This window comes from Prevotella sp. P5-92, assembly GCF_002251245.1.
In the GTDB taxonomy this organism is placed as follows: Bacteria; Bacteroidota; Bacteroidia; order Bacteroidales; family Bacteroidaceae; genus Prevotella.
In genome coordinates, this window is sequence record NZ_NPJG01000087.1 from 1 (window position 1) to 21,166 (window position 21,166).

15 protein-coding genes and 1 pseudogene are annotated in these 21,166 nt (G+C 45.4%); 1 reads left to right on the plus strand and 15 read right to left on the minus strand.

Annotation, left to right across the window (positions count from 1 at the left end):
- From CIK99_RS09420 to CIK99_RS09485, 14 genes and pseudogenes are all read right to left on the minus strand, one after another.
- Positions 1 to 351 (minus strand): annotated as a pseudogene (locus CIK99_RS09420) (DDE transposase); the annotation flags it as partial.
- 658 nt (positions 352 to 1,009) lie between these two features.
- Entirely contained in the window at positions 1,010 to 3,148 is a 2,139-nt protein-coding gene (locus CIK99_RS09425) for a fimbrillin family protein (protein ID WP_094381276.1), read from the minus strand.
- Positions 3,149 to 3,560: 412 nt separating this feature from the next.
- A complete protein-coding gene (locus tag CIK99_RS09430) occupies positions 3,561 to 5,534 on the minus strand; it encodes a fimbrillin family protein (protein ID WP_094381277.1) in 1,974 nt (657 codons plus the stop codon).
- Between the two features lie 85 nt (positions 5,535 to 5,619).
- Positions 5,620 to 7,425, minus strand: coding sequence for a fimbrillin family protein (locus CIK99_RS09435; RefSeq protein ID WP_094381278.1), 1,806 nt, complete (start codon positions 7,423 to 7,425; stop codon positions 5,620 to 5,622).
- An 11-nt stretch (positions 7,426 to 7,436) separates the two neighbouring features.
- Positions 7,437 to 9,152, minus strand: a complete 1,716-nt coding sequence (locus CIK99_RS09440) for a fimbrillin family protein (RefSeq protein WP_094381279.1) — start codon at positions 9,150 to 9,152, stop codon at positions 7,437 to 7,439.
- Positions 9,153 to 9,166: 14 nt separating this feature from the next.
- Positions 9,167 to 11,290, minus strand: a complete 2,124-nt coding sequence (locus CIK99_RS09445; protein ID WP_158215953.1) for a fimbrillin family protein — start codon at positions 11,288 to 11,290, stop codon at positions 9,167 to 9,169.
- 108 nt (positions 11,291 to 11,398) lie between these two features.
- The gene (locus CIK99_RS09450; protein ID WP_094381281.1) at positions 11,399 to 13,288 is read right to left on the minus strand and encodes a fimbrillin family protein; all 1,890 of its coding nucleotides are present in this window, start codon (positions 13,286 to 13,288) and stop codon (positions 11,399 to 11,401) included.
- A gap of 271 nt (positions 13,289 to 13,559) precedes the next feature.
- Positions 13,560 to 14,417, minus strand: coding sequence for a fimbrillin family protein (locus CIK99_RS09455; RefSeq protein ID WP_094381282.1), 858 nt, complete (start codon positions 14,415 to 14,417; stop codon positions 13,560 to 13,562).
- Positions 14,418 to 14,434: 17 nt separating this feature from the next.
- Positions 14,435 to 15,388: a fimbrillin family protein gene (locus tag CIK99_RS09460; RefSeq protein WP_094381283.1), complete on the minus strand. Its 954-nt coding sequence runs from the start codon at positions 15,386 to 15,388 to the stop codon at positions 14,435 to 14,437.
- Positions 15,389 to 15,448: 60 nt separating this feature from the next.
- Complete coding sequence (locus CIK99_RS09465; protein ID WP_094381284.1) at positions 15,449 to 16,405, minus strand: fimbrillin family protein; 957 nt, start codon at positions 16,403 to 16,405, stop codon at positions 15,449 to 15,451.
- 18 nt (positions 16,406 to 16,423) lie between these two features.
- The gene (locus CIK99_RS09470) at positions 16,424 to 17,338 is read right to left on the minus strand and encodes a fimbrillin family protein (protein WP_158215954.1); all 915 of its coding nucleotides are present in this window, start codon (positions 17,336 to 17,338) and stop codon (positions 16,424 to 16,426) included.
- Positions 17,339 to 17,376: 38 nt separating this feature from the next.
- Positions 17,377 to 18,255 (minus strand): fimbrillin family protein, encoded by an 879-nt coding sequence (locus tag CIK99_RS09475; RefSeq protein WP_158215955.1) that lies wholly within the window; start codon positions 18,253 to 18,255, stop codon positions 17,377 to 17,379.
- Positions 18,256 to 18,262: 7 nt separating this feature from the next.
- Entirely contained in the window at positions 18,263 to 19,030 is a 768-nt protein-coding gene (locus CIK99_RS09480) for a FimB/Mfa2 family fimbrial subunit (RefSeq protein WP_216822796.1), read from the minus strand.
- Positions 19,031 to 19,098: 68 nt separating this feature from the next.
- Positions 19,099 to 19,707: a hypothetical protein gene (locus tag CIK99_RS09485; protein WP_094381288.1), complete on the minus strand. Its 609-nt coding sequence runs from the start codon at positions 19,705 to 19,707 to the stop codon at positions 19,099 to 19,101.
- 133 nt (positions 19,708 to 19,840) lie between these two features.
- Here CIK99_RS09485 and CIK99_RS16065 point away from each other — a divergent pair, with 133 nt between their 5' ends.
- On the plus strand, positions 19,841 to 20,053 hold the full coding sequence (locus CIK99_RS16065; RefSeq protein ID WP_371591013.1) for a hypothetical protein: 213 nt from the start codon (positions 19,841 to 19,843) through the stop codon (positions 20,051 to 20,053).
- Between the two features lie 315 nt (positions 20,054 to 20,368).
- Here the strand turns inward: CIK99_RS16065 and CIK99_RS09495 are convergent.
- On the minus strand, positions 20,369 to 21,166 hold a 798-nt coding region (locus tag CIK99_RS09495; RefSeq protein ID WP_371591012.1), incomplete at its 5' end, for a four helix bundle suffix domain-containing protein.

Here is a 21,166-nt window from a genome sequence, read left to right on the forward strand (position 1 = left end):
GAATGTATCAAGCTCTTTCATGTACGGTTTCCATGCATCCGCGAGTATGTTCTGCTGTTGCTGGATCTTCAGCTTGTCGGAAAGCTCGGAGATGATGTCATCTATCAGCTTGTAGTTCGTCAGGGGGCACAGAGGATTGACGTACACGTCGCAGAATATCTGATAGTGGACGTTGCCGTTCAACTGCTCCAGCAGTTTCGGGGCACTCAGCTGGGTGTACATCTTCAGGAACATCAGAGCAACTTTGCCCTCCGGGGAGAAGAAGGACTTCCGGCCACGCTTACGTACAGGATGGTTGCTCACCAAACCAAAGTTCACTGCCATCTCATGAAGAGGGAGAAGCCGTTTCATACGTCCAAGTTCGCTGTTTTCAAACGTAACTCGAAATAAATCATAAAAATCGAACCCTTCGAACGGAATTCGCTTGCTTATTCCAGAAAAATGTTGTACCTTTGCCATCGTATCACTTTTGTGATTCCCCCAATTTGTCACTTTCCTAGGGTGATTGGGGGATTTTTCTTATCATCTACAAAGGTACAAAATTTCTATCACATTGAGTAATAGATAGTTATAAATAATCTTAAAATTTAACGACACTCCCTATACTACAGAACTCCAAAAAGGTTAACTTGTTACCGGTTAACTGGTAACTTTTTGTCGGTTACGCCGTGAAACACCCGAATATGTATTTTTCGGCGGTTGTCGAGGCGGTAATCGCGGTGGGCGGTCTTACATAAAGTAAAGACCCTACAACGGGTGTTGTCGCGGGTGATATCCTCTTTCCGCAAGCTTATGCGCAGCCCCCGTCCGCTGTAGGGTCTTACCTCGTGTAAGACCGCACGCCGCATGTAAATACCGCCAATGATGTCATCCGGATGTTCGGTCTTACATAAAGTAAAGACCCCAAAGTGGATGATATATAATAAAAAAGAAATGGTCATAGGATTGGATTCCTATGACCATTTGATGTTAATTTGAGGAATTTGATGTTAATTTGAGGAATATGATATTAATTTGATGATGACAATGTTATTGTTGATGTTATATCATAGCCATCTTTATCCAATATTTTTGTGTTATTTGCGCCGGCTTGCCAAATGTCGGGGAGATTACTTATATTCTCCCAAGAAGAAATAGTGGCTTTAATTTTATCATACTCTTCCTTACCATTCACTTTCAGCGTTCTCGAAGTTGCGGATGTTCCTGCATTTTTTAGCCATTTATATAGACAATCGTTTGCACTAACATTAGTTGCCAACATAGTTACAGATTTCAGGTTTGTGCAACCATTGAACATATTAGAATAGCAGTTGATTGCAAGTGTCGTTGCCTTCAATTCTGGTGCTTGCGTCAATGATGTGCAACCCTCGAACATTCGATAATAGCATTTTTCTGCAAGTGTAGTTGCCTTCAATTCTGGTGCAGTTGTTAATGATGTGCAATCACTGAACATATCGGCATAGCAGCTATTAGCAAGTGTCGTTGCCGGCAATTCTGGTGCTGTTGTTAATGATTTACAACCATCGAACATAGAAATATAGCAGCGATCAGCAAGTGTCGTTGCTTTCAATTCTGGTGCTCTCGTCAATGATGTACAACCACTGAACATATCGGCATAGCAGATATCAGTAAGTGTCGTTGCCGGCAATTCTGGTGCTTTTGTTAATGATGTACAACGCACGAACATAGATAGATAGCAGCCATCAGCAAGTGTCGTTGCCGGCAATTCTGGTGCAGTTGTTAATGATGTACAACCCATGAACATTCCTGCATAGCAGCTATTAGCAAGTGTCGTTGCTGGTAATTCTGGTGCTGAGGTTAATTGCGTGCAATAATAAAATAAATGAGAGAAGCGAGCATACCTTGTGTCAACAGTATTGTAGTTTTCATAATCTAATAATGTTCGGATATCTCCAGTGCATGCCACTTCTGCATTTGTATCATTAGAAGAAAATGATATAGTTGAATAAATAATACCATCAGATGTACCATAAAGATTCTTTCCCCTTAACCTCAGATTTCCTTTACTACCTCCGAATGAAACTCCTTCCGACATTCCGTTTGATGGAATTGTTTTCCATTCGCCATTATTTACAGAATACTCCAATCCTGAGATGGTATAATCATCAGTTCTCATCATAAATCCCACTTCTTCATTAGATGTAAATGTGACATAGGGAATTATTTTCTCCGCAGGCTTTGTACCTGTTATAGTTCCTTCATCCCACGGCTCCACAGATACCGAAGATATTGTGGCTTGGTCGGAAGTAATCGCGGCACTCGAAAGGGTAAAGGTGTAGTGCTTGCCGGCTTCGAGAGTAATGCCATTAGGGAGGGATAATACTATCTCTTTATCGTCATTATCACAATAAATCACCGCCTTGGCGATATTGGAATATGCACCAGGGGCAACGATGGCTGTTGTGTATGCTTTGTTGGTGTCATCGCTTTGGGAAGTTGTCCAGATATATAGGCCATCTGTATTATAGTACGTATTCTGGTATGGATTGATAGTCACATTGCCGTCTTCGCCAGTAACAGCCTCACAATATTGCACTCTTGTGAATATTTTACTTACACTCGCGCGTGTAACTGTATTGCCATCTAATGTTATATTATTATAGTCGATCACAACAGTTACTTTCGACAGCATGTGTTCGAAATTTAGGTTTAAGGCTCCGTTATTTCTTGCTACATTTGCAGTTGCCCGCATCCAGTCGGGGATGGAGTCATTTCTTCCATCTTGAAAACCAGGAATCATGAATTTGTTGAAGTCAATATCTCCCAGCACAGATCCATTCTTTGTTTTACAAGGATATATAGCCTGGAATTCATTCACTCCCGAGCCATACCACATAATCTTACTGGAAGGCGACCAGATTTTGTTTGAGCTTTCTTCTGTGAGTGTAAACATCGCCTCGTACAAGTCTCCCACATTCATTTTCTGTGTGACATTAGTGAGGAGGAAGGGGTCGCTCATAGGTGTCACACTTTCAGTGGTAGTGCCAGCCTCACCAGAACGTGTTACCGTTCCGATTTTCAAGGTGTTGTCGTCATCATAGCGAGTGTCGCTTGTGATGTCGTTTGTGGAGCATGCGGCAAATGTCATTGCCGCCACCATCAGTGCAAATATCTTATTCCTTTTCATTGTATATATATTTTTTTCAAATTAATAATTCATTGTTATGTTGTAGGCGATGTTACATTGCGCAGCCACTTTAATTTTTAACTCAACTTTCTCAGAAAATTTTGAACCACAGAGTTTAAGAGATTTAGAGTTTTTATATTTTGCGATGAAAGAGATTGAATGCCAAGGCATTTAGAGCTCATAGAGGGCTGCGCATAATGTCTGCCGCATGGAAACTCTGCGTCCTCTGTCGCTTGCGACCTACTCTATATAACTATAAATCTCTTTTTCTCTTTAACTCTGTGGTTTAAATAAAGCCTTTATACATAGTGAATTATCACTTACGATAGTTGAGTTTTTAATTTTTAATTCATTTCGGTCTTACATAAAGTAAAGACCCTACAGAGGGAGACATCGGTGGCAGATATACCCGTTATTGCGTATTACCGTCTTTGTAAATTACCGTTGCCTTACCTTCACCTGATTGCCATATATCAGGGAGATTATTTTTTATTGCATTATATGCAGCTTGATTTGCTACTGTCAACGTCCTCGATGACGCTTCTGTTCCTGCACTACCACCAAGCCAATTATATAGACATTGGTTTGCACTAACATCAGTAGCCAACATAGTTACAGATTTCAGTTTTGTGCAACCATTGAACATATAGGAATAGCATTTTTCTGCAAGTGTCGTTGCCTTCAATTCTGGTGCTGTTGTCAATGCTGTGCAACCATAGAACATATAGGAACAGCAGTTACTAGTAAGTGTCTCTGCCTTCAATTCTGGTGCTTTTGTCAATGATGTGCAAAACTCGAACATATAGGAATAGCAGTAATCATAAAGTTTCTCTGCCTTCAATTCTGGTGATTTCGTCAATGATGTGCAAAAACCGAACATACCATTATAGCAGCTTTTAGCAAGTGTCTCTGCCGGCAATTCTGGTGCTGTTGTTAATGCTGTGCAACCAAGGAACATGCCATAATAGCAATACTCAGCAAGTGTCTTTGCAGGCAATTCTGGTGCTGTTGTCAATGCTGTACAACCATAGAACATACGATAATAGCACTGATAAGCAAGTGTCTCTGCCGGCAATTCTGGTGCTGAGGTTAATTCATTGCAGTTGTTAAATAAATTACAGAAGCGGGCATTACTTGTGTTAACATTTTTGTAGTTTGAGTAATCTAATAATGTTCGGATATCGCCTGTGCATGCCACTTTGGCATTTGTTTCATTAGAAGAAAATGATATATTTGACCATGAAAATTCATTAGTAGCTGTACCATAAAGATTCTTTCCCCTTAATCTCAAATTACCCTTTGTTCCTCCGAATGTAACTGCTTCAGACATTCCGCTTCCAGAAATAGAAGTCCAATTGCCATTATTAACAGAATACTCCAATCCAGAGATTGTATAATTATTAAATGATTCCATCTTAAATCCCACTTCTTCATTAGATGTAAATGTGACATAGGGTATAGTTAACGCATCATCATGACCACCGAGATCAATACTACTATTGTTCCAGTCGGTGACGGAGACGGAGGAGATGGTGGCGGCGTTGTGGCCGATGACGAGGTTGAAGTTGTATTGCTTGCCGGGGGATAATTCGCTGAGGCCAGAGGGGAAGGGAACGGCAAGGGTCTCGGAGGTATTTTCATCGATGTTGATAGATAGCTCAATGAGGTTTGTGCCCGATTCGGAGTAGTCTTTGGGCTTTACTATTGCCTCTATTGTTTTGCTATTGCCGGTAGAGTTGTAATACGGCGTGATGGCTCCTAAGACCTTGAAGTTGTTGCTTGTCAGGGCAGCGGTATTGTCGTTGACAGTCAGGGCTGCGACATCGCCCTTGAGAGTCACATTGAAGTGGAGCTTGGCATTCTTATGCACGAAGTTAAGTGACAAGCCATCCGTTGCTGCAGCCTTTGTGGATGTTGTGGTGGCAGTCATCCAGTCGGCAGCGGCTAATTTTTCGGCTGTCGATTGGTCGGGAAGGATTTGGAATGTGGTGTAGGATGCCTCGTTGGCCACGGTTCTTAGTGGCGAGAATGCCTGGAACTCGTTTGCCACCATTTGTTCCGATGAGTTGTCACTTTTGATGTTGCACCATACAACCAAGTCGCCGTCTTTGCGGGCATATTGACCCGTGGAGGAGTTGGAGTCGTAGGTGAAGGTGTAGTCAGCCTCGCATTTCCATCCGTAATTCGTCTGTTGTGTCACGTTGACGAGATGGAATGGGGCGGTCATTGTGGATGTGGCCGTTCCACCTTCACCAGAACGGGTGACCGATGCGATGTTCACGATGTTGTCGGCATCATTGGCGGTGATGTCGGCGATGTCGTTGGTGGAGCAGGCGGCAAATGTCAGTGCCGCCGCCATCCATGCGTATATCTTATTCCTTTTCATTGTATATATATATTCAATTATTAATTCGTTGTTATGTTGTAGCCGATGTTACACAGCGTTTGCTGCGGGAGTTAACTTTTAATCGTTAATCTAAGAATAGAACATTAGTACCCTCATCTGTATCTTTCCATAAAGGTGGGAGTCCTAATTCATTTATATCAACGCCTACATTTACAACCAAAGTCCTTTGGGTAGTATTGCTTCCTGCTGTGAGACTATTATATGTCGCATCGTCGTCTGTGATTTCCTGATTGTTATCATTTTGCCCAAGAAAGTTCCCAAATGGAGGATTTTCTTTGTCATTAAGTGTCTTGAGGTTTTCTTTTGTTACCCCTAATTTTAGATATTCAAGATTCACGCAGCCTGATAATACTCCGTTGTAGCATCCAGAGGATAATCCTGCTGCTGGTAATTCTACCTGCTTCAAATCAATGCAATTCTTAAACATGTTTTTATAACAGTTTACTGAAGTAGTGTCGGGTAGAATAGGAGATTGCTCCAATCCTGAATTCTCGAACATGCCCTCACAGCAATTCTCTGCCATTTGATTTAGTTGAATTTTTTTGAATGATTTCAACTGCTTGCAATCTTTAAACAGATTTGTGAATTTGGCTTCTGAGGTATCTGCATTCTTTGGTTCAGAAGCATCCACTAATGAACGGAGGTCGCCTGAAACATCAAGTCCGATACCATTCGCATTATTACCCGTAACTCCTATAGTCAAATAGCCCGGTACGGGGTTTTCGTTATCTGAAAATGTAAAGTTAGTAGTGCCATTTTTATTTATGCCCTTTGAAGAAAGAAGAACAATATTGGCATCATTATTTAATGGTATTTCAGCGATGGAAGAATTTTTTTCAGATCTTATTTCTACTTCTATTCCTTCAGCTGTAGGCTTCCTTATTTCGATACAATTTGACAAGATTTTTTGTGAAATGGAGGCGTCAGGGGTGCGCGTTTTGGCATTATTACTTGTTTGTGGTTCAGTATAATGATATGTTAATACTAATTTTGCCCCTGTCAGGTCTCCTGAAAAGGTGAGCTTCAGGGCATTGCTGCCATTCCATGCCTCATTTTCTTTTCCTGTAGCTACGCTCGCTTGCGTCCAGTCGGTGACGGAGACGGAGGAGATGGTGAGGGTGTTGTGACCGCCTGAGAGGGTGAAGTTGTATTGCTTGCCCTTGTCGAGGGATGTTATGGACGAGGGGAAGGGAATGGTGTAGGATTCACCTGTGGCATCGTTGAAGGTGAGGAGAGAGGTGTTGGGCACAGTTGTTGCTGGCTCCACGATGGCTTGGATGGTCTTGGTGGTGGAGTTGTAGTAGGGAGTGATGGTGCCGAGGACCTTGATGTCGGATAATGACGCGAGGTCGGATTTGGCATCCTCGGATATTGTGATGACAATGTTAGAGAGTTGATGCTCGAAGTTGAGCGAGATGGCACCATTGTTGTTGCCCTTCTTCTCCGTTGTTGTGGCAGTCATCCAGTCGGCAGCGGCTAACTGGTCGGCAGTCGATTGGTCGGTGGGGATAGTGAAGGTGGTGAATGACGCATTGTTGGCTGACGTATGTAATGGCGAGAAAGCCTGGAACTCGTTGTCATAGCTATTGCACCACACTACCAATCCGTTGACAGAGTATGTGTTGTTGTCGAAGGTGTAGTCAGCCTCGTATTTCATATCGAATTTCGCCATTTGTGTCACGTTGATGAGATGGAAAGGTGCGGTCATTTGTTGAGCCGTAGTATTTCCGGTTTCGCCAGAACGGGTTACGGATGCAATGTTCACGACGTTGTCGGCATCATTGGCGGTGATGTCGGCGATGTCGTTGGTGGAGCATGCGGCAAGAGTCATTGCCGCCGCCATCCATGCGTATATCTTATTCCTTTTCATTGTATATATATTTATTGTTCGTTGTATATTACCGTTGTACCGCTTGCGTCTTTCTTCCAATTATCAGGGAGAGCGGGATTATTGTCATATTTTGTATTTACTATTGTATTATATGCCTCTTGACTTGCTACTGTCAACGTCCTCTGTGTCACGCTATCGTCTGTTCCTGCATCATAAAGCCATTTATATAGACAATCCCTTGCACTAACATCAGTTGCCAACATAGTTACAGATTCCAGATTTGTGCAGTCATAGAACATGCCATTATAGCAGTTATTTGCAAGTTTCGTTGCCGGCAATTCTGGTGCTGATGTCAATGCTTTACAATTATTGAACATATTATAATAGCATCCTTTTGCAAGCGTCATTGCCGGCAATTCTGGTGCTGTCGTCAACGATTGGCATTCAAAGAACATACTATAATAGCAGCTTTCTGCAAGTTCCGTTGCTGGCAGTTCTGGCGCTGAGGTTAATATATCACAAGTACTAAATAATTGACAGAAACGGGCATTACTTGTATTAACAGTATTGTAGTTTTCGTAATCTAATAATGATCGGATGTCACCTGTGCATGCTACTTTGGCATTTGTTTCATTAGAAGAAAATGATATTTTTGAACATGAACGTTCATTAGTAGCTGTACCATTAAGATTCTTTCCCCTTAACCTCAAATTTCCTTTACTACTTCCGAATGTAACTCCATCTGATATTCCGTTTTCAGGAATTAATTTCCATTCGCCATAATTAACAGAATACTCTAAGTCAGAGATGGTATAACCGTAGTTAGTTGTCATCTTAAATCCCACTTCTTCATTAGATGTAAATGTGACATAGGGGGGAAGTGGAAGGCTGGAGGCCGCCTCGTCATTTTCGTCTTCTGTAATATCCTGGTTGTTCCAGTCGGTGACGGAGACGGAGGAGATGGTGAGGGCGTTGTGGCCTACGGTGATGCTGAAGTTGTATTGTTTGCCGGCAGCTATCTCGGTGATGGAGGTGGGGAGAGGTACGGAGATTTCATCACCTCCTGCAAGGCGGAAGGAGATGAGGGTGGGGCGTGATGTGGAAGAGGTTATTTCGTCGGCGCTGACGGGAGCGACGATGGCTTCTATGGTTTTATTGCTTTCGTCGGTGTGATAGTATGGGGTGATGCCGCCGATGACGGTGATGTCCTCAGAGGAGAGTGTTGTGACATCGTCGCCCTTGGTGGTCACTGTGAAGTGGAGCTTGGCATTGCAATGCTCGAAGTTGAGCGACAAGCCATCCGTTGCTGCAGCCTTTGTGGATGTAGCAGTGGCAGTCATCCAGTCGGCAGCTGCCAAGAGTTCGGGAGAGGCTTGGTATATAGGGATGTAAAAACGGTCGTAGGAAGCCAAGTTGGCGGCTGTGGTGAGTGGGGTGAAGGCTTGGAAGAGGTTGTTTACCTTAGTTCCTGCGTTGTCGTTGGTGTTGCACCACAGCACTGTTCCATTTGTCATGACATACGTCGAAGAGGCATCATCGTATTTGTAGTCAGCCTCGTATTTTTTGTCGTATTCGCTTTGTTGTGTAGTATTGACGAGATGGAAAGCCTTAATGGTATTGTCGTTGGAGGATGTATTGGCACGAGTAGCCGCGACATTCACCACATTGTCGGCATCATTGCCACCGAGGTCGGCAATATCGTTGGTGGAGCATGCGGCGAGAGTCATCGCCGCCGCCATCCATGCGTATATATTGTTCCTTTTCATTGTATTTATATTTTTTATTGTTCTTCGAATATTATCGTTGTACCGCTTGCGCCTGATTTCCAGTTGTCGGGGAGTGCGGGACGTTCATAATATGTCGTGTTTATTATTGTATTATATACAGTTGCATTCTTTAATTTGAGCGTTCTCGATTGTGCGGATGTTCCTGCGTTTTCGAGCCATAAATATAGACAAGTTTCTGCATTCACATCTTCCGCTAACATAGTTACAGAGCTAAGGTTTGAGCAGTCGAGAAATATATATGAATAACAATCAGTTACAAGAATTGATGCTTTTAGTTCTGGTGCTTTGGTCAGGGCAGTGCAGCCAGAGAACATTCCACTATAGCAGCTTTTAGCAAGATCCGTTGCAGGCAAAGCTGGTGCTGTAGTCAATGAAGTGCAGTCACTAAACATATAATTATAACAATAGGGATACAATGTTGTGGCAGGAAGCTCAGGAGCAACAGTCAATGAAGTGCAGTCGTCAAACATATATGCATAACATGTAGATTTTAATTCCGTAGCCGGCAATGCAGGTGCTACTTTCAACGATGAGCAACCATCGAACATACTTTTATAGCAACTTTCCGCTAATTCTGTAGCCGGCAATGCAGGTGCTACTTTCAACGATGAGCAATCTTCGAACATGCTTTCATAGCAATAATTAGCTAATGTCGTAGCTGGCAATGCAGGTGCCTCGACAAGTGAAGTGCAACCATAGAACATGTTTTCATAACAACTTACCGCTAATGTTGTAGCCGGCAATGCAGGTGCCTCGACAAGTGAAGTGCAACCATAGAACATACCCTCATAACATTTCTTATCAAGTTTCATACAAGGCAATTTTGGTGCAGAAATCAACTGTTTGCAATAAATGAAGAGAAAGTTGAAATTGGCATCACGAGTATCTACAGTCTTATATGACTCATAATCTAATAGTGTACGTATGTCGCCAGTACAAGCTACTTTAGTTTCGTTCTTAAAAACTATAACCCTTTTTCTTGTTCCACTTGTATTCTTTCCTCTCAGACGAAGAGTACCTTTATCTCCACCGAATATTACATTGTCACTATCATCAATTTCATCAAAAGGTATCCATTCTCCATTATTTATCGAATATTCGTATTTATATGTATCAGTAGATCTTGTGATAGCATAAGACTGATCTCCATAAGGATTGGTTGGATCCAATTCGTCTCTAGGATCATCATCATAATAAACGACCTTAATCTGTTGCTCACTCTCCGCTGTAAATGTGATGTAATCTATATCTTCATCAGCACAACTTGCTTCATCTTCCTTTCCGGGGGTAACTGTTGCTGCTGTCCAGTCGGTGACGGAGACGGAGGAGATGGTGAGGGTGTTGTGACCTACGGTGATGCTGAAGTTGTATTGTTTGCCTGCCTCTATCTGGGAGATGGAGGTGGGGAGGGGTACGGAGATTTCATCACCTCCTGCAAGGCGGAAGGAGATGAGGGTGGGGCGTGATGTGGAAGAGGTTATTTCATCGGCGCTGACGGGAGCGACGATGGCTTCTATGGTTTTATTGCTTTCGTCGGCGGAATAGTATGGGGTGATGTTGCCTATCACGGTGATGTCCTCAGAGGTGAGGGTTTCGTCTTTGGTTGTCACGTCGAAGTGGAGCTTGGCATTGCGATGCTCGAAGTTGAGCGACAAGCCATTCGTAGCTGCAGCCTTTGTGGATGTAGCAGTGGCAGTCATCCAGTCGGCAGCTGCCAAGAGTTCGGGAGAGGCTTGGTATATAGGGATGTAAAAACGGTCGTAGGAAGCCAAGTTGGCGGCTGTGGTGAGTGGGGTAAAGGCTTTGAAGACGTTGCCCTCAGCAGGAGCGTCGTCCTCGTTATACCACACTGCCTTACCGTTTTTCATTGTATATGAATTGTTTTCGAGGATGTAGTCAGCCTCGTATTTTGTGTTATATTTTTCCTGTTGAGTTGTATTAATAAGATGGAAAGATGATATGGCGTTAGTGGTGTTGGAGGATGTATTGGCACGAGTAGCCGCCACGTTCACCACATTGTCGGCATCATTGCCACCGAGGTCGGCAATGTCGTTGGTGGAGCATGCGGCGAGAGTCATCGCCGCCGCCATCAAGGCATATATGTTTTTTGTCTTCATATAAAACATTATATTATTTATTTCTTTAATTTACGGATAATTCGCGATAATTTTCGTTCTTTTTTTTTTGAACATGAATTACCATGAATGTCCATGAATTTCCATTAATTAATTATCTTCGTATATTATCGTTGTACCGCTTGCGTCTGATTTCCAATTGTCGGGGAGATAGTTACTTTGACTTTTTAATGCATTATAAACATCCGAATTCTTTAATTTCAATGTTCTCGATTGTGCGGATGTTCCTGCGTTTTCGAGCCATTGCATTAGATAATTTTTTACACTCACATCTTCCGCCAACATAGTTACTGAGCTAAGGTTCGAGCAGCCATCAAACATAAATGAATAACAAGATGTTTTTATAGTTGATGCTTTTAATTCTGGTGCTTGGGTCAGGGCAGTGCAGCCGTTGAACATATTATTATAGCAAAATAATGCCAATTTTTCTGCCGGCAGAGTAGGAGCTGATTTCAGGGCAGTGCAGCCATTGAACATTCCTCGATAGCAATTATCTGCCAATTCTGTTGCCGGCAGAGCAGGAGCTGATTTCAGGGCAGTGCAGCCATAGAACATACTATAGTAGCACCATTTAGCCAATTGTTCTGCCGGCAGAGCAGGAGCTGATTTCAGGGCAGTGCAGCCATAGAACATACTATAGTAGCATCTCTCTGTCAATTCTGTTGCCGGCAGAGCAGGAGCATTTGTTAGAGCAGTGCAGCCATTGAACATTCCTTCGTAGCAATTATCAGCCAATTTTGTTGCTGGCAGCATAGGAGCAGTAGTGAGTTGAGTACAGCCATTGAATAAAAATCCGAACTTGGCACTACCAGTATCCACAGTTTTATATTGAGTATAATCTATGAGTGTGCGGATGTCGCCTGAGCATGCTACAGGTGTGTTATTTGAAAACTTCACTGTTCTGGCGCAATTTGTGCCAAATAGATATAGGCTTTTCCCTCGTAATCTGAGACTGCCTAAAGTTCCGCCGAACTTTACAGGTTCCGTGAGGCCTTCTATTGGAATATGAATCCATGCTCCATTACCTACAGAATACTCAAAGCCTGTTAAATCGCCTGAATATTCTCCTGATTTAACAAACGTAAATCCTTGCTCACTATCGGCAGTAAATGTAACGTATTCTGTTCCGTCTTCTTCACTCCATGCCTCATTCTTTCCTGATATAGTAGTGTTTTGCCAGTCGCTGACTGAGACTGAGGAGATGGTAAGGGCGTTGTGGCCGATGGTGAGTGAGAAGATATATTGCTTGCCCTTCTCTATGGCAGTGATGTTAAGCGGAAGATCCACGTTGAGCTGTTCGCCGTCGGCGAGGGTGATGGCGATGAGTGACGATACGGGAGAGGCTGTGGGAGTGACTATAGCCTCTATGGTGTTTGCCGTTGTGTTGAAATAAGGCACGATGCTGTTAAACACCTTGATGGAGGTGATGCCAGAGGCATCGTCGTTGAGTGATACATTGAAGGTGAGTTTGGCATTCTGGTGAGCAAATGTGAGGTCGATGCCCTCTGCCACTGAGGTGATGGGCAGGGTGGTGGAAGCTGTCTGCAGGTCGGCAGCCTTCAGCTTGTCGGCCGACGACTGGTCTGTTGGCAACGGGCTGTCGGCATCTTTGTCGGCAGGGATGATGGCGAGAAACTCGTTCTCGGTGATCTGTTTGCCATAGATGTCGATACCCGTCTGCCACACCACATAGTTGGAGGCATTCTGAGGAGCAGCCTTTCCGTTAGCGTCAACAACATATACGGCATCGCATTTCGTTGTTCTTCCTAAGGCTTGTCGTGTGGAGTTGATAAGTCGGAAGGTTTCTCCCTCGGCGAGTGGTGTCGAGGTAGAGGTGGTTATAGTGGAGGCAGATCGTGTGGCAGTGATGTTCACGGCTTCGCCGTCGCCGTCATAGTTGTTGGCGAGGTCGTTGTCGGAGGCACAGCCTGCGAGTGTCATTGTGGCTGCAATGAGCCAATATGTCGTTGTCTTTTTCATTGTTATATGTTTACATATATTATTTTATTGTCATTTGCCATTTGCCTTTCGGCGGAGCCCCGGTTAGCTGCCCCGGTCTGCTATAGGGTCTTACCTCGTGTAAGACCGAGAACCGACGATATTGCCATCCGGTGGGGCGGTCTTACACGAGGTAAGACCCTACAGCGGCGAGCGTTTGCGTCAGGCGTTGCGTCAGGCGTTTGCGGCGAGCGTTTGCGTCAGGCGTTGCGTCAGGCGTTTGCGGCGAGCGTTTGCGGCGGGCGGTGTATTATTACATCGGCTCCACGGAGACAAGGGTTAAGTTATCGGGAGAGGCAGAGCGGGTGGGGGCGGAATCTGGCTGAGAGGTTAGACTACATTGAAATGTATATTTCTTGCCAGCTTCGAAATTTTGGATGCTTCCAAGTGTGAGACTCTTTGTATCTGTATTAGTATCTGAGTCCGTTATCTCTAACTCACATAATGCTCCCCCCTTTGTGCCAGGAGGAATTAGTGCAGAGAAAGTGGCGTCGTATTCGGTAGAAGTCTTGTATGCAATAATCTTGCGATCTGCACTATTAATGGTATAATCATTACCTTCGAAACTTGGCCATTCAAATTTTAACGAATTTAATGTGCTGACATTCGCTCCAGTTATCTCTACCACCACCATCGCCATCTTTCTTTTAAACTCTAGGTTAAGAGATGAGGCGGCGGTAAGATTGTTGAGAGTGACAGTTTTCTCACAAGTCATCCAGTCGGCAGATTTGAGTTTATCTGCATCACTTTGGTCTGATGGCACAGTGAATGATGAATAGGAAGCCGTGGAGGGATATACAGCCTGGAAGGTGTTCTCCTCCCCGGTACTCCACAGGAGTGTGCCTTCGGATGTCCACGAAGAGCCGTCGTATGTGAATACGGCGGAATTGCAAATGAGGCCGGCATCTTTTCGTGTGACATTGGTAATGAGGATTTTGTCGTTATTGGCAAAAGCAGAACCTGTTGTGGAGTTTCCTTCACGTGTGATGCCGGCGTTGACCGCCACGACCCGATCCTGTTGGGGATTGGTCGTGACGGTCGTGTCGTCGTTATAGCACGATGTGATAAAGAGGGGCAATAGTGCCACCAATGTTTTTATCGTTATATTCATCTTTCAATGTTTAATGATTATTGTGCATTGAGGGGGCCGCCATCCTTTGTAACCCAGTCTGTTTGAGTGATGCTACCCAAGTTCACCTTGTCCTGTCCTACCTGGATGGTCAGGGTGTAGCAAGTGCCAGCAGCAAAAGCTTGACTTGGAACTGCCAGCTGGTATTCAGAATTGTCGCTGAGACGTATTGTCAAGGTGAATGGAGCTGTTTGAGGGATAAGGATTGCCTCGTAGGTAGCAGGAATTACTGTATTGGCTGTGATACTTTTCATATTTATGTCAGCAGAATTTACGTCTGGAACCCATGAACCTGCATTATGCCCATTATTTGAATCGGCAAAAAGATAGAAATTACCTTTGGCCTTAAGTCCCCCAATCTTGATAGAAGAGATTGTTTTTCCTTCTGCTATCTCGCTACCGAGCTTGCTAACATTTACAACCAGCTTTGAGCAGACATGGCCGAGGGTGATGTTGATGCCATGGTCGCTTGCGGTGTTTGTTGCAGAACCATTAACGTAGAGAAGGTCGAGTGGGTCATATCCTCCATCGACAACTCCAGTTTGTGTTGATGTATCCCAAGGAAGTGATGTGGCTGCCGTTCCTTCTGTCCCCTGGAATGGGAAGTATGCGAAGTAGTTTATTGTTGCATTATCTGATGCCCAATAATATGTAGTGTTACAAGTCCAAGATGTGCGTGTATCTGTAGTAGAAGCAGTAAACTTTGCATTGTTGCAGAGATATTTGCCTATTACATTCTTCTCTTCATTCTTTGTGATATAGAGACCAAGTTCGCCATCAGCAAGCGTAGCAGTATTTTCTGCGCGAGTCACCACGCTAAGCTCACCTACACCTACCGAAAGAGATATGGGAGTATCTTTTCCTTCGTTGTTTGTTGTGAAGTCGTTGTCGTTGCTGCATGCAGTGAACGTGAGGGCTATAGCAGCAATTGCGATGATATTATTTTTCTTCATAACTATCTGTTGAATTGTTTTCTTATGATTATTCTTATTAAAAAAAGATTAAGGGGATTGTCAGTCGCCGAAGGCGTCGCCACTGATAGAAGTATCATGGTCTGTCCAGTCGCCGATGGTGATACCCGACGGACCACCTTCGCCACTGCCTCCGCCTTCGCCGCCACCAGGTGTGGTGAAGTCGAGGTCGATGGTGTTACGTCCTACCACGAGGTTCACCGTAGTTACCTTTCCTGGCTCAAGGGGTATGAGTTCGGGAGAGGTGAAGGTGAAGGTGCGGTTGGAGATTGTGGTGACAATCCTCTTCAAGACGGGATCGTTAGGAGCGCATACGATCTCAAAGCAACGTGAGTTGTCGCTGTTGCTCGCTGCCGCCAACATCTTCCTGTCGGTGGCTGATGAAGCAAGCGGAGACACTGTGCCATTGATGCAGTTGATTGTTGACTGGCGAGTCATATTGGCAGTCACCGCAGTCACCGTAGGCACACCGTCCCACTCGTTACGGAACGTGAGCACCACCCTCAACTTTGACATGATGTGTTCGAAGGGTAGGGTGAGCGAGTAGTCGGCGGTCATCGTCACATTGCTGAGACGAGCCAAGAGCACGTCGTCGTCGAGCAGCTTGTAGCCACCCGCGTTAGCATCCCTGAAGGTGTAAGGCTGCGCAATGAGCGAAACGTTTTTATCTACGAAGGCGGCAGGATAGACGGCTATGAAGTCGTGCTTCGTTGCCTCCGACTTCCAGTATAAGGTAGCCTCAGGCGTCCACACGTCGGTAGCGGTCTGAGTCACCTTTGTGCCGTCGATCCAGGGTGTGGCAGCCGCCGAGGCTGTGCCGTCCCATGCGTAGAGCAAGAAGGCGTCTCCTAATGAGAACACCGTTTTGCCTTCGGTGGTGATCTCTGTACGCGTCATCGAGCCAATCTTCGTGCGTACCGTGATCTCGTGCGAGTTGTCGTCGTTTGAGCACGACACCATCACTAATGCGAGTGATGCTATTGTCAATAGCTTCTTCATAAGCAAAAATATTGTTTATTAGTCGGTTACTTCAACTGGATTGTCACCGCCGATGGTAGTACCCGTGGTCCATGAGCTGATGCTGATATTGCCCACCTCGATCTCGTTGCGACCTACGATGAGGTTGACGATGGTAGTCTTTCCGCTCTGCAGCTTGATGTCGGTCGGGTTGGTGAAGACATAGTCGTTGCCTTCCACATTGATGGTGAGCGACTTAAAGCCTGACTGAGGCACGATAAGAGTCTCGAACGAAGCGGCGTAGCCCGAAGCAGGGGTAGTGATCTGATTGAGTTTCACCTCTGTGTTGCTGCCCTTTGATGTCATTGTCTTTGCCATAAAGTCGATAGTGCCTTCTGTCTGTACCGATGTCTTCATTGCGAGATTAGAGGGGCCGTTAGCTCCCCACTGGTTGCGGAACTGGAGGTTCACCTGGAGGTTAGCCATGATGTGGTCGAAGGTGAGAGGGATGAGCTCTTCGGTAGCTACGACACCAGCATTGTTGACACCCATGTTGTGAGCCACGAGCACGTCGCTCTTCTCAGCGTCGGCGGCGTCGAAGGTGTAGTTGACGTCGGTTATCTGACGCTTAGGATAGACGGCGAGGAAGAAGTGCGGGTCGGTGAGGTTCTTCCAGAGCATCTGTGGCGATGCTGTCCACTTTGTGCCGTCGTAGGTGTTGGTGCTACCATTCACCACATAGTCAGAGACGTTTGTTGGCAAAGCAGAAGCGCTGCCGGTCCATACATAGACAGAGATGGCATCGCCCGAGGCGAAGTTCAAATTTCCATCAGCAGTCACTACGGTCCTTGTTGCCGTAGGAATACCTGCTGAGATCTGGATGTACTTCGGTGTTGATTTACCATTTTCGTCATTGCTGCATGCTGTCATAGCAACCGCTACGGCTGCGATGGCAAGAAACTTGTTCGTTTTCATTGTCATGTTGAGTTTTAATTATTATTATGAATTTTATGTTAATTTTCTGCTTGTTCACCGTTATTGCTTATCTCATCGTCGTTCCATGGAAGGACGTTGACCGTGGCAATGAGGATATGGTCGTTGCCGACAGATAGCGTCACGGTGGTTATCTTGTTGGGCGAAAGGGGTATGGCTGTGGAAGAGAGCCATGTGTAGTCTTTCGTTCCGTCGTTGATGGTGATGGTGGTCACGCCATCTTGGCTTGGCAGCAGGGTGGCGTAGCTCTCGCGTGACGTCAGCTCCTGTAGTCTGATAGAGGAAGTGTTGCCCTTTGCCATGACCTTCTGGTTGTAGATGTCGATGTCGAACAGTGACTTCGCTTTCACATTGACCGTGAGCGAGGCGTTGGAGGCAATCTCGTCGCGCAACTTTGATATGTTCACCACGAGCTTTGCCATGACATGCGAGAAGGCGAGCGTCACCTTTCCGCCAGAGTTGTTGTACGACAAGCTGGTGGTCTTTGCAAACATCACGTCGTCGTGAGCGTTATTGCCCTGGATGGCAGCCACATAGTTTGTCTGACAAGGATAGACGCCGTAGAAGTCGTAGAGCGTGTCGTCGGTATCCCATACCATTCGGGAATCAGAGGTCCATGTCGTGCCGTTAAACTGGAAGTCAGACTTCATGGAGCCAGAGGGGAGTGTGGTAAGGTCGGTGGTGCCTGTCGGTACTCCGATGACCTCCAACTTGTCGTTAGCTTCAAACTCAGCCTTTTTGCCATCGTATGCCACACGAGTGGCGTTGGAGGCGATGACCGTAGTTATCTCTACCCGATGCTCTTGGGCAGTGACGTTTTCGTCTGACTGGCACGATGTAGTCATGAGCAGCGACATTGCCGCAAGACACTGTGAGAGGAAATATACTTTTCTTTTCATATCATTATCATTCTTGAGGGTTACTAATCTCGCCTTCATACACAAACAGCGTCTCCCATTTGTTGATGGTATGTGTAGAGAGAGTAAGCGGCATTGTGATATCATGGTAATCGAGTTTCACGGTGTATTTGCCAGCTGACTCCATACGGTCGCAAGTGAGAAGACTGCTACGGCAAGAGCCGTTGCTCTCGACAATCTCCAATTGAACAAACGACTTTTTGTCGGATGGTATGGTGGGCATTATATACGTCGGTTGGGTGGTAATAGTGCCATTGACAGCAGTTGCAGAGGGGATATCCACCTGGGAGGCAACATCTTCCCACATCATGGCAACCTTTTTGTCGGAACCAAGGGCTATTGACCATCCCTTAGAAGCGTTGAGCACCTGGGCATTGAGCTTGGCACCAGCAGGAACATTCTCTACAACGACAGTCAGACGGGCAGCAATACGCTTGAGTTTAACCTCTACGATTTGCGTTCCAGAGTAAGATATTCTAAAGCTGACAATAGAGTAGAATGTGCCATCGCTGATGGAGGCCGTGTAATTGCCTGTCTCGAGTTCTATGGCTGCAGCAGCAATATCCTTGGTGGACATCGACTTACGCGAGAACGCAACTTTGCCATTAGCGTCATAAATGTCCACATCGAAGCCAGCAACGGGAGTATTGACATCCTCGTTGTCGTACCAAACGAGGGCAAAGGTCACGTAGGAGGCTTGTTGCTGGTGAACCTCTTCTTCGTAGGTATTTCTTCCTCCTCTTCCACATGAAATCAATAGGTAGGGGACAACAGACAATATACATACAAATATAATAAGGTATATAAACTTCATATTAGCTTTCATTATCGGCCTCCTTTCTTAAAATTATAGGTGAGACGCAAACCAGATTCCCAGATGGTGTTTGCACTATGATAATAGCGTGGCAGTCCGTCGATGCCTTCGCCTGTAACATAGGTGATTCCTGTATAAGCACCCACAGATATGAGCGGACTGACCTCATAGCCTACATGAAGTCGGCAAGAAAGGCCGAGGTGCCATTCCGACGAGCAACTGAAAAACTCGCTATCGTCGGCAGTGGCGCGTATAGAGGCTTTTGTGCCACATGCGCTGATGCCCGGCGAGAGCATCACGTTCCATCGCGACGGCTTGGAGCTGATGACAGGAAGCAAGCTGACATTGACGTTCATTCCGTAGTCTTGAAGCGTCACCTTGCTCATGATAGCATCGTAGTGAAGGCAATCCATGTCGAGAACAGGTGCAAAATAGTGACAACCGTCAAGACCGATCCAGTTGTCACGGATGGCGCAACGCTCTCGCGGCGACATCCCCGTCTTACCCCATGAAGCGTGGATCTCAGCGCTAATGATATTACTGAAATGTCTGCCGAAAAACACACCAACCGACCAGCCCAACCGAGTCTTGTCGCCTCCAAAGTTTGACGCCGTGCTCATAGCCAAAGGTATTCCACCCTGCACACCAGCATACCAAGTAGATTTGTCAGCGTCGGGAGTAGAGGAAACAATGTCATGACCCGAGGAGCTGATGTCACGAGCCGAGGAGCTGATGTCACGAGCCGAGGAGCTGATGTCACGAGCTGAGGAGCTGATGTCACGAGCTGAGGAGCTGATGTCACAAGCTGAGGAGCTGATGTCACGAGCCGAGGAGCTGATGTCACGAGCTGAGGAACTGATGTCACGAGCTGAGGTATTTATGGGAGACATCAACGGCAAGAGCATTGCCAATGCAATGACTTTTGTAGTTTTATTCATTATGATTATATTTTTTTTCCATTCATAAAAGGTTTATGTGATATTTCCGCGGCAAAGTTAAACAAAATCTTTCAATTCTCCAAATTTTTTATTAAATAAATTAATAATTTTAAGGTAGAATATGAAGAAATGTGATGAAAAGCAGGATAATAGTAAGCTTAAGGGAGGGTAGGATAGTATGGTGATTTTGAAAATGAGGGCGGGAATGCCCGGATAATCCGGAAAGCCAGGATAATCCGGAAAGCCAGGATAATCCGGAAAGCCTGGATAATCCGGAAAGCCAGAATAATCCGGGAATGCCCGGATAATCCGGATTATCCAGACTATCCGGGAGATCCGGAGTTTACTCGTTATTTTGCTGGGAGTCTTGGAGAGAGAGTTTATGTTGAAGGGAGCTTATTTGGGCTGTCAGGGAGTTTATTTGGGCTTTTTGAGAGTTTATTTGGGCTGTCAGGGAGTTTATTTGGGTTTTTTGAGAGTTTATTTGGGCTGTCAGCGTGTTATTTTGAGCTTTTAGGGTTGCTATTTCTTGTTCTTGCTGAGATATAATCTGCTTTTGGGTGGCTCTCATGTCTAATCTGGCGGCGGTCATGCGTTCTCTGATACCACCTTCTTCTACAAACTCGCGGTCACGTTTTGCTAAGAATGAGGTCATGGCTTTATCTACCATGTGACAGAGGCAGATAGCCACATTAACCATCTCTTCGTCTGTCCAACGGTCGAAATATGGGCGGTAGTGTATCTCGTCGCTGTGATCTCGGCAGAAAGTCCTCATGTCGTCATATCGTGGGATGTTTGTTTTTGCCCATTCAGGGAGGTTATGCTGTTTTAGATAATCTTGGTAGTCTTCAAGTAACTCTTGATTGCTGCCTTTGGCAATGCCCAGGAGTTTTATCTCTGTCTCAAAGGAAGTCTGGCCATCGGTGAAGCCCTCGGCGATATTCTGCTTTATTGAGCGTGCCGCTTGTATCATCTGATCTACGGTACGGTCGCCGTAGTGTGGGAGGAAACGGTGGCAGAAGGCCTTTGTGAGCTGCACTAAGACGTCGCTCTTGCGGAAAAAGTGAAGCTCTTTATATACTGTGCTCTTGCGCATCACGCTCGGGGTGCCATCGGAGTAGCGGGAGAGGGGGATATTTTT

Bases quoted from the DNA above. Each gene is read 5' to 3' on its own strand.
- CIK99_RS09450 (WP_094381281.1), bottom strand. From the start codon at position 13,288: ATGAAAAAGACAACGACATATTGGCTCATTGCAGCCACAATGACACTC.
- CIK99_RS09430 (WP_094381277.1), bottom strand. From the start codon at position 5,534: ATGAAAAGGAATAAGATATACGCATGGATGGCGGCGGCACTGACATTT.
- CIK99_RS09485 (WP_094381288.1), bottom strand. From the start codon at position 19,707: ATGAGCACGGCGTCAAACTTTGGAGGCGACAAGACTCGGTTGGGCTGG.
- CIK99_RS09455 (WP_094381282.1), bottom strand. From the start codon at position 14,417: ATGAATATAACGATAAAAACATTGGTGGCACTATTGCCCCTCTTTATC.
- CIK99_RS09460 (WP_094381283.1), bottom strand. From the start codon at position 15,388: ATGAAGAAAAATAATATCATCGCAATTGCTGCTATAGCCCTCACGTTC.
- CIK99_RS09475 (WP_158215955.1), bottom strand. From the start codon at position 18,255: ATGAAAAGAAAAGTATATTTCCTCTCACAGTGTCTTGCGGCAATGTCG.
- CIK99_RS09470 (WP_158215954.1), bottom strand. From the start codon at position 17,338: ATGAAAACGAACAAGTTTCTTGCCATCGCAGCCGTAGCGGTTGCTATG.
- CIK99_RS16065 (WP_371591013.1), top strand. From the start codon at position 19,841: ATGTCACGAGCTGAGGAGCTGATGTCACGAGCTGAGGAGCTGATGTCA.
- CIK99_RS09440 (WP_094381279.1), bottom strand. From the start codon at position 9,152: ATGAAAAGGAACAATATATACGCATGGATGGCGGCGGCGATGACTCTC.
- CIK99_RS09435 (WP_094381278.1), bottom strand. From the start codon at position 7,425: ATGAAAAGGAATAAGATATACGCATGGATGGCGGCGGCAATGACTCTT.
- CIK99_RS09425 (WP_094381276.1), bottom strand. From the start codon at position 3,148: ATGAAAAGGAATAAGATATTTGCACTGATGGTGGCGGCAATGACATTT.
- CIK99_RS09445 (WP_158215953.1), bottom strand. From the start codon at position 11,290: ATGAAGACAAAAAACATATATGCCTTGATGGCGGCGGCGATGACTCTC.
- CIK99_RS09465 (WP_094381284.1), bottom strand. From the start codon at position 16,405: ATGAAGAAGCTATTGACAATAGCATCACTCGCATTAGTGATGGTGTCG.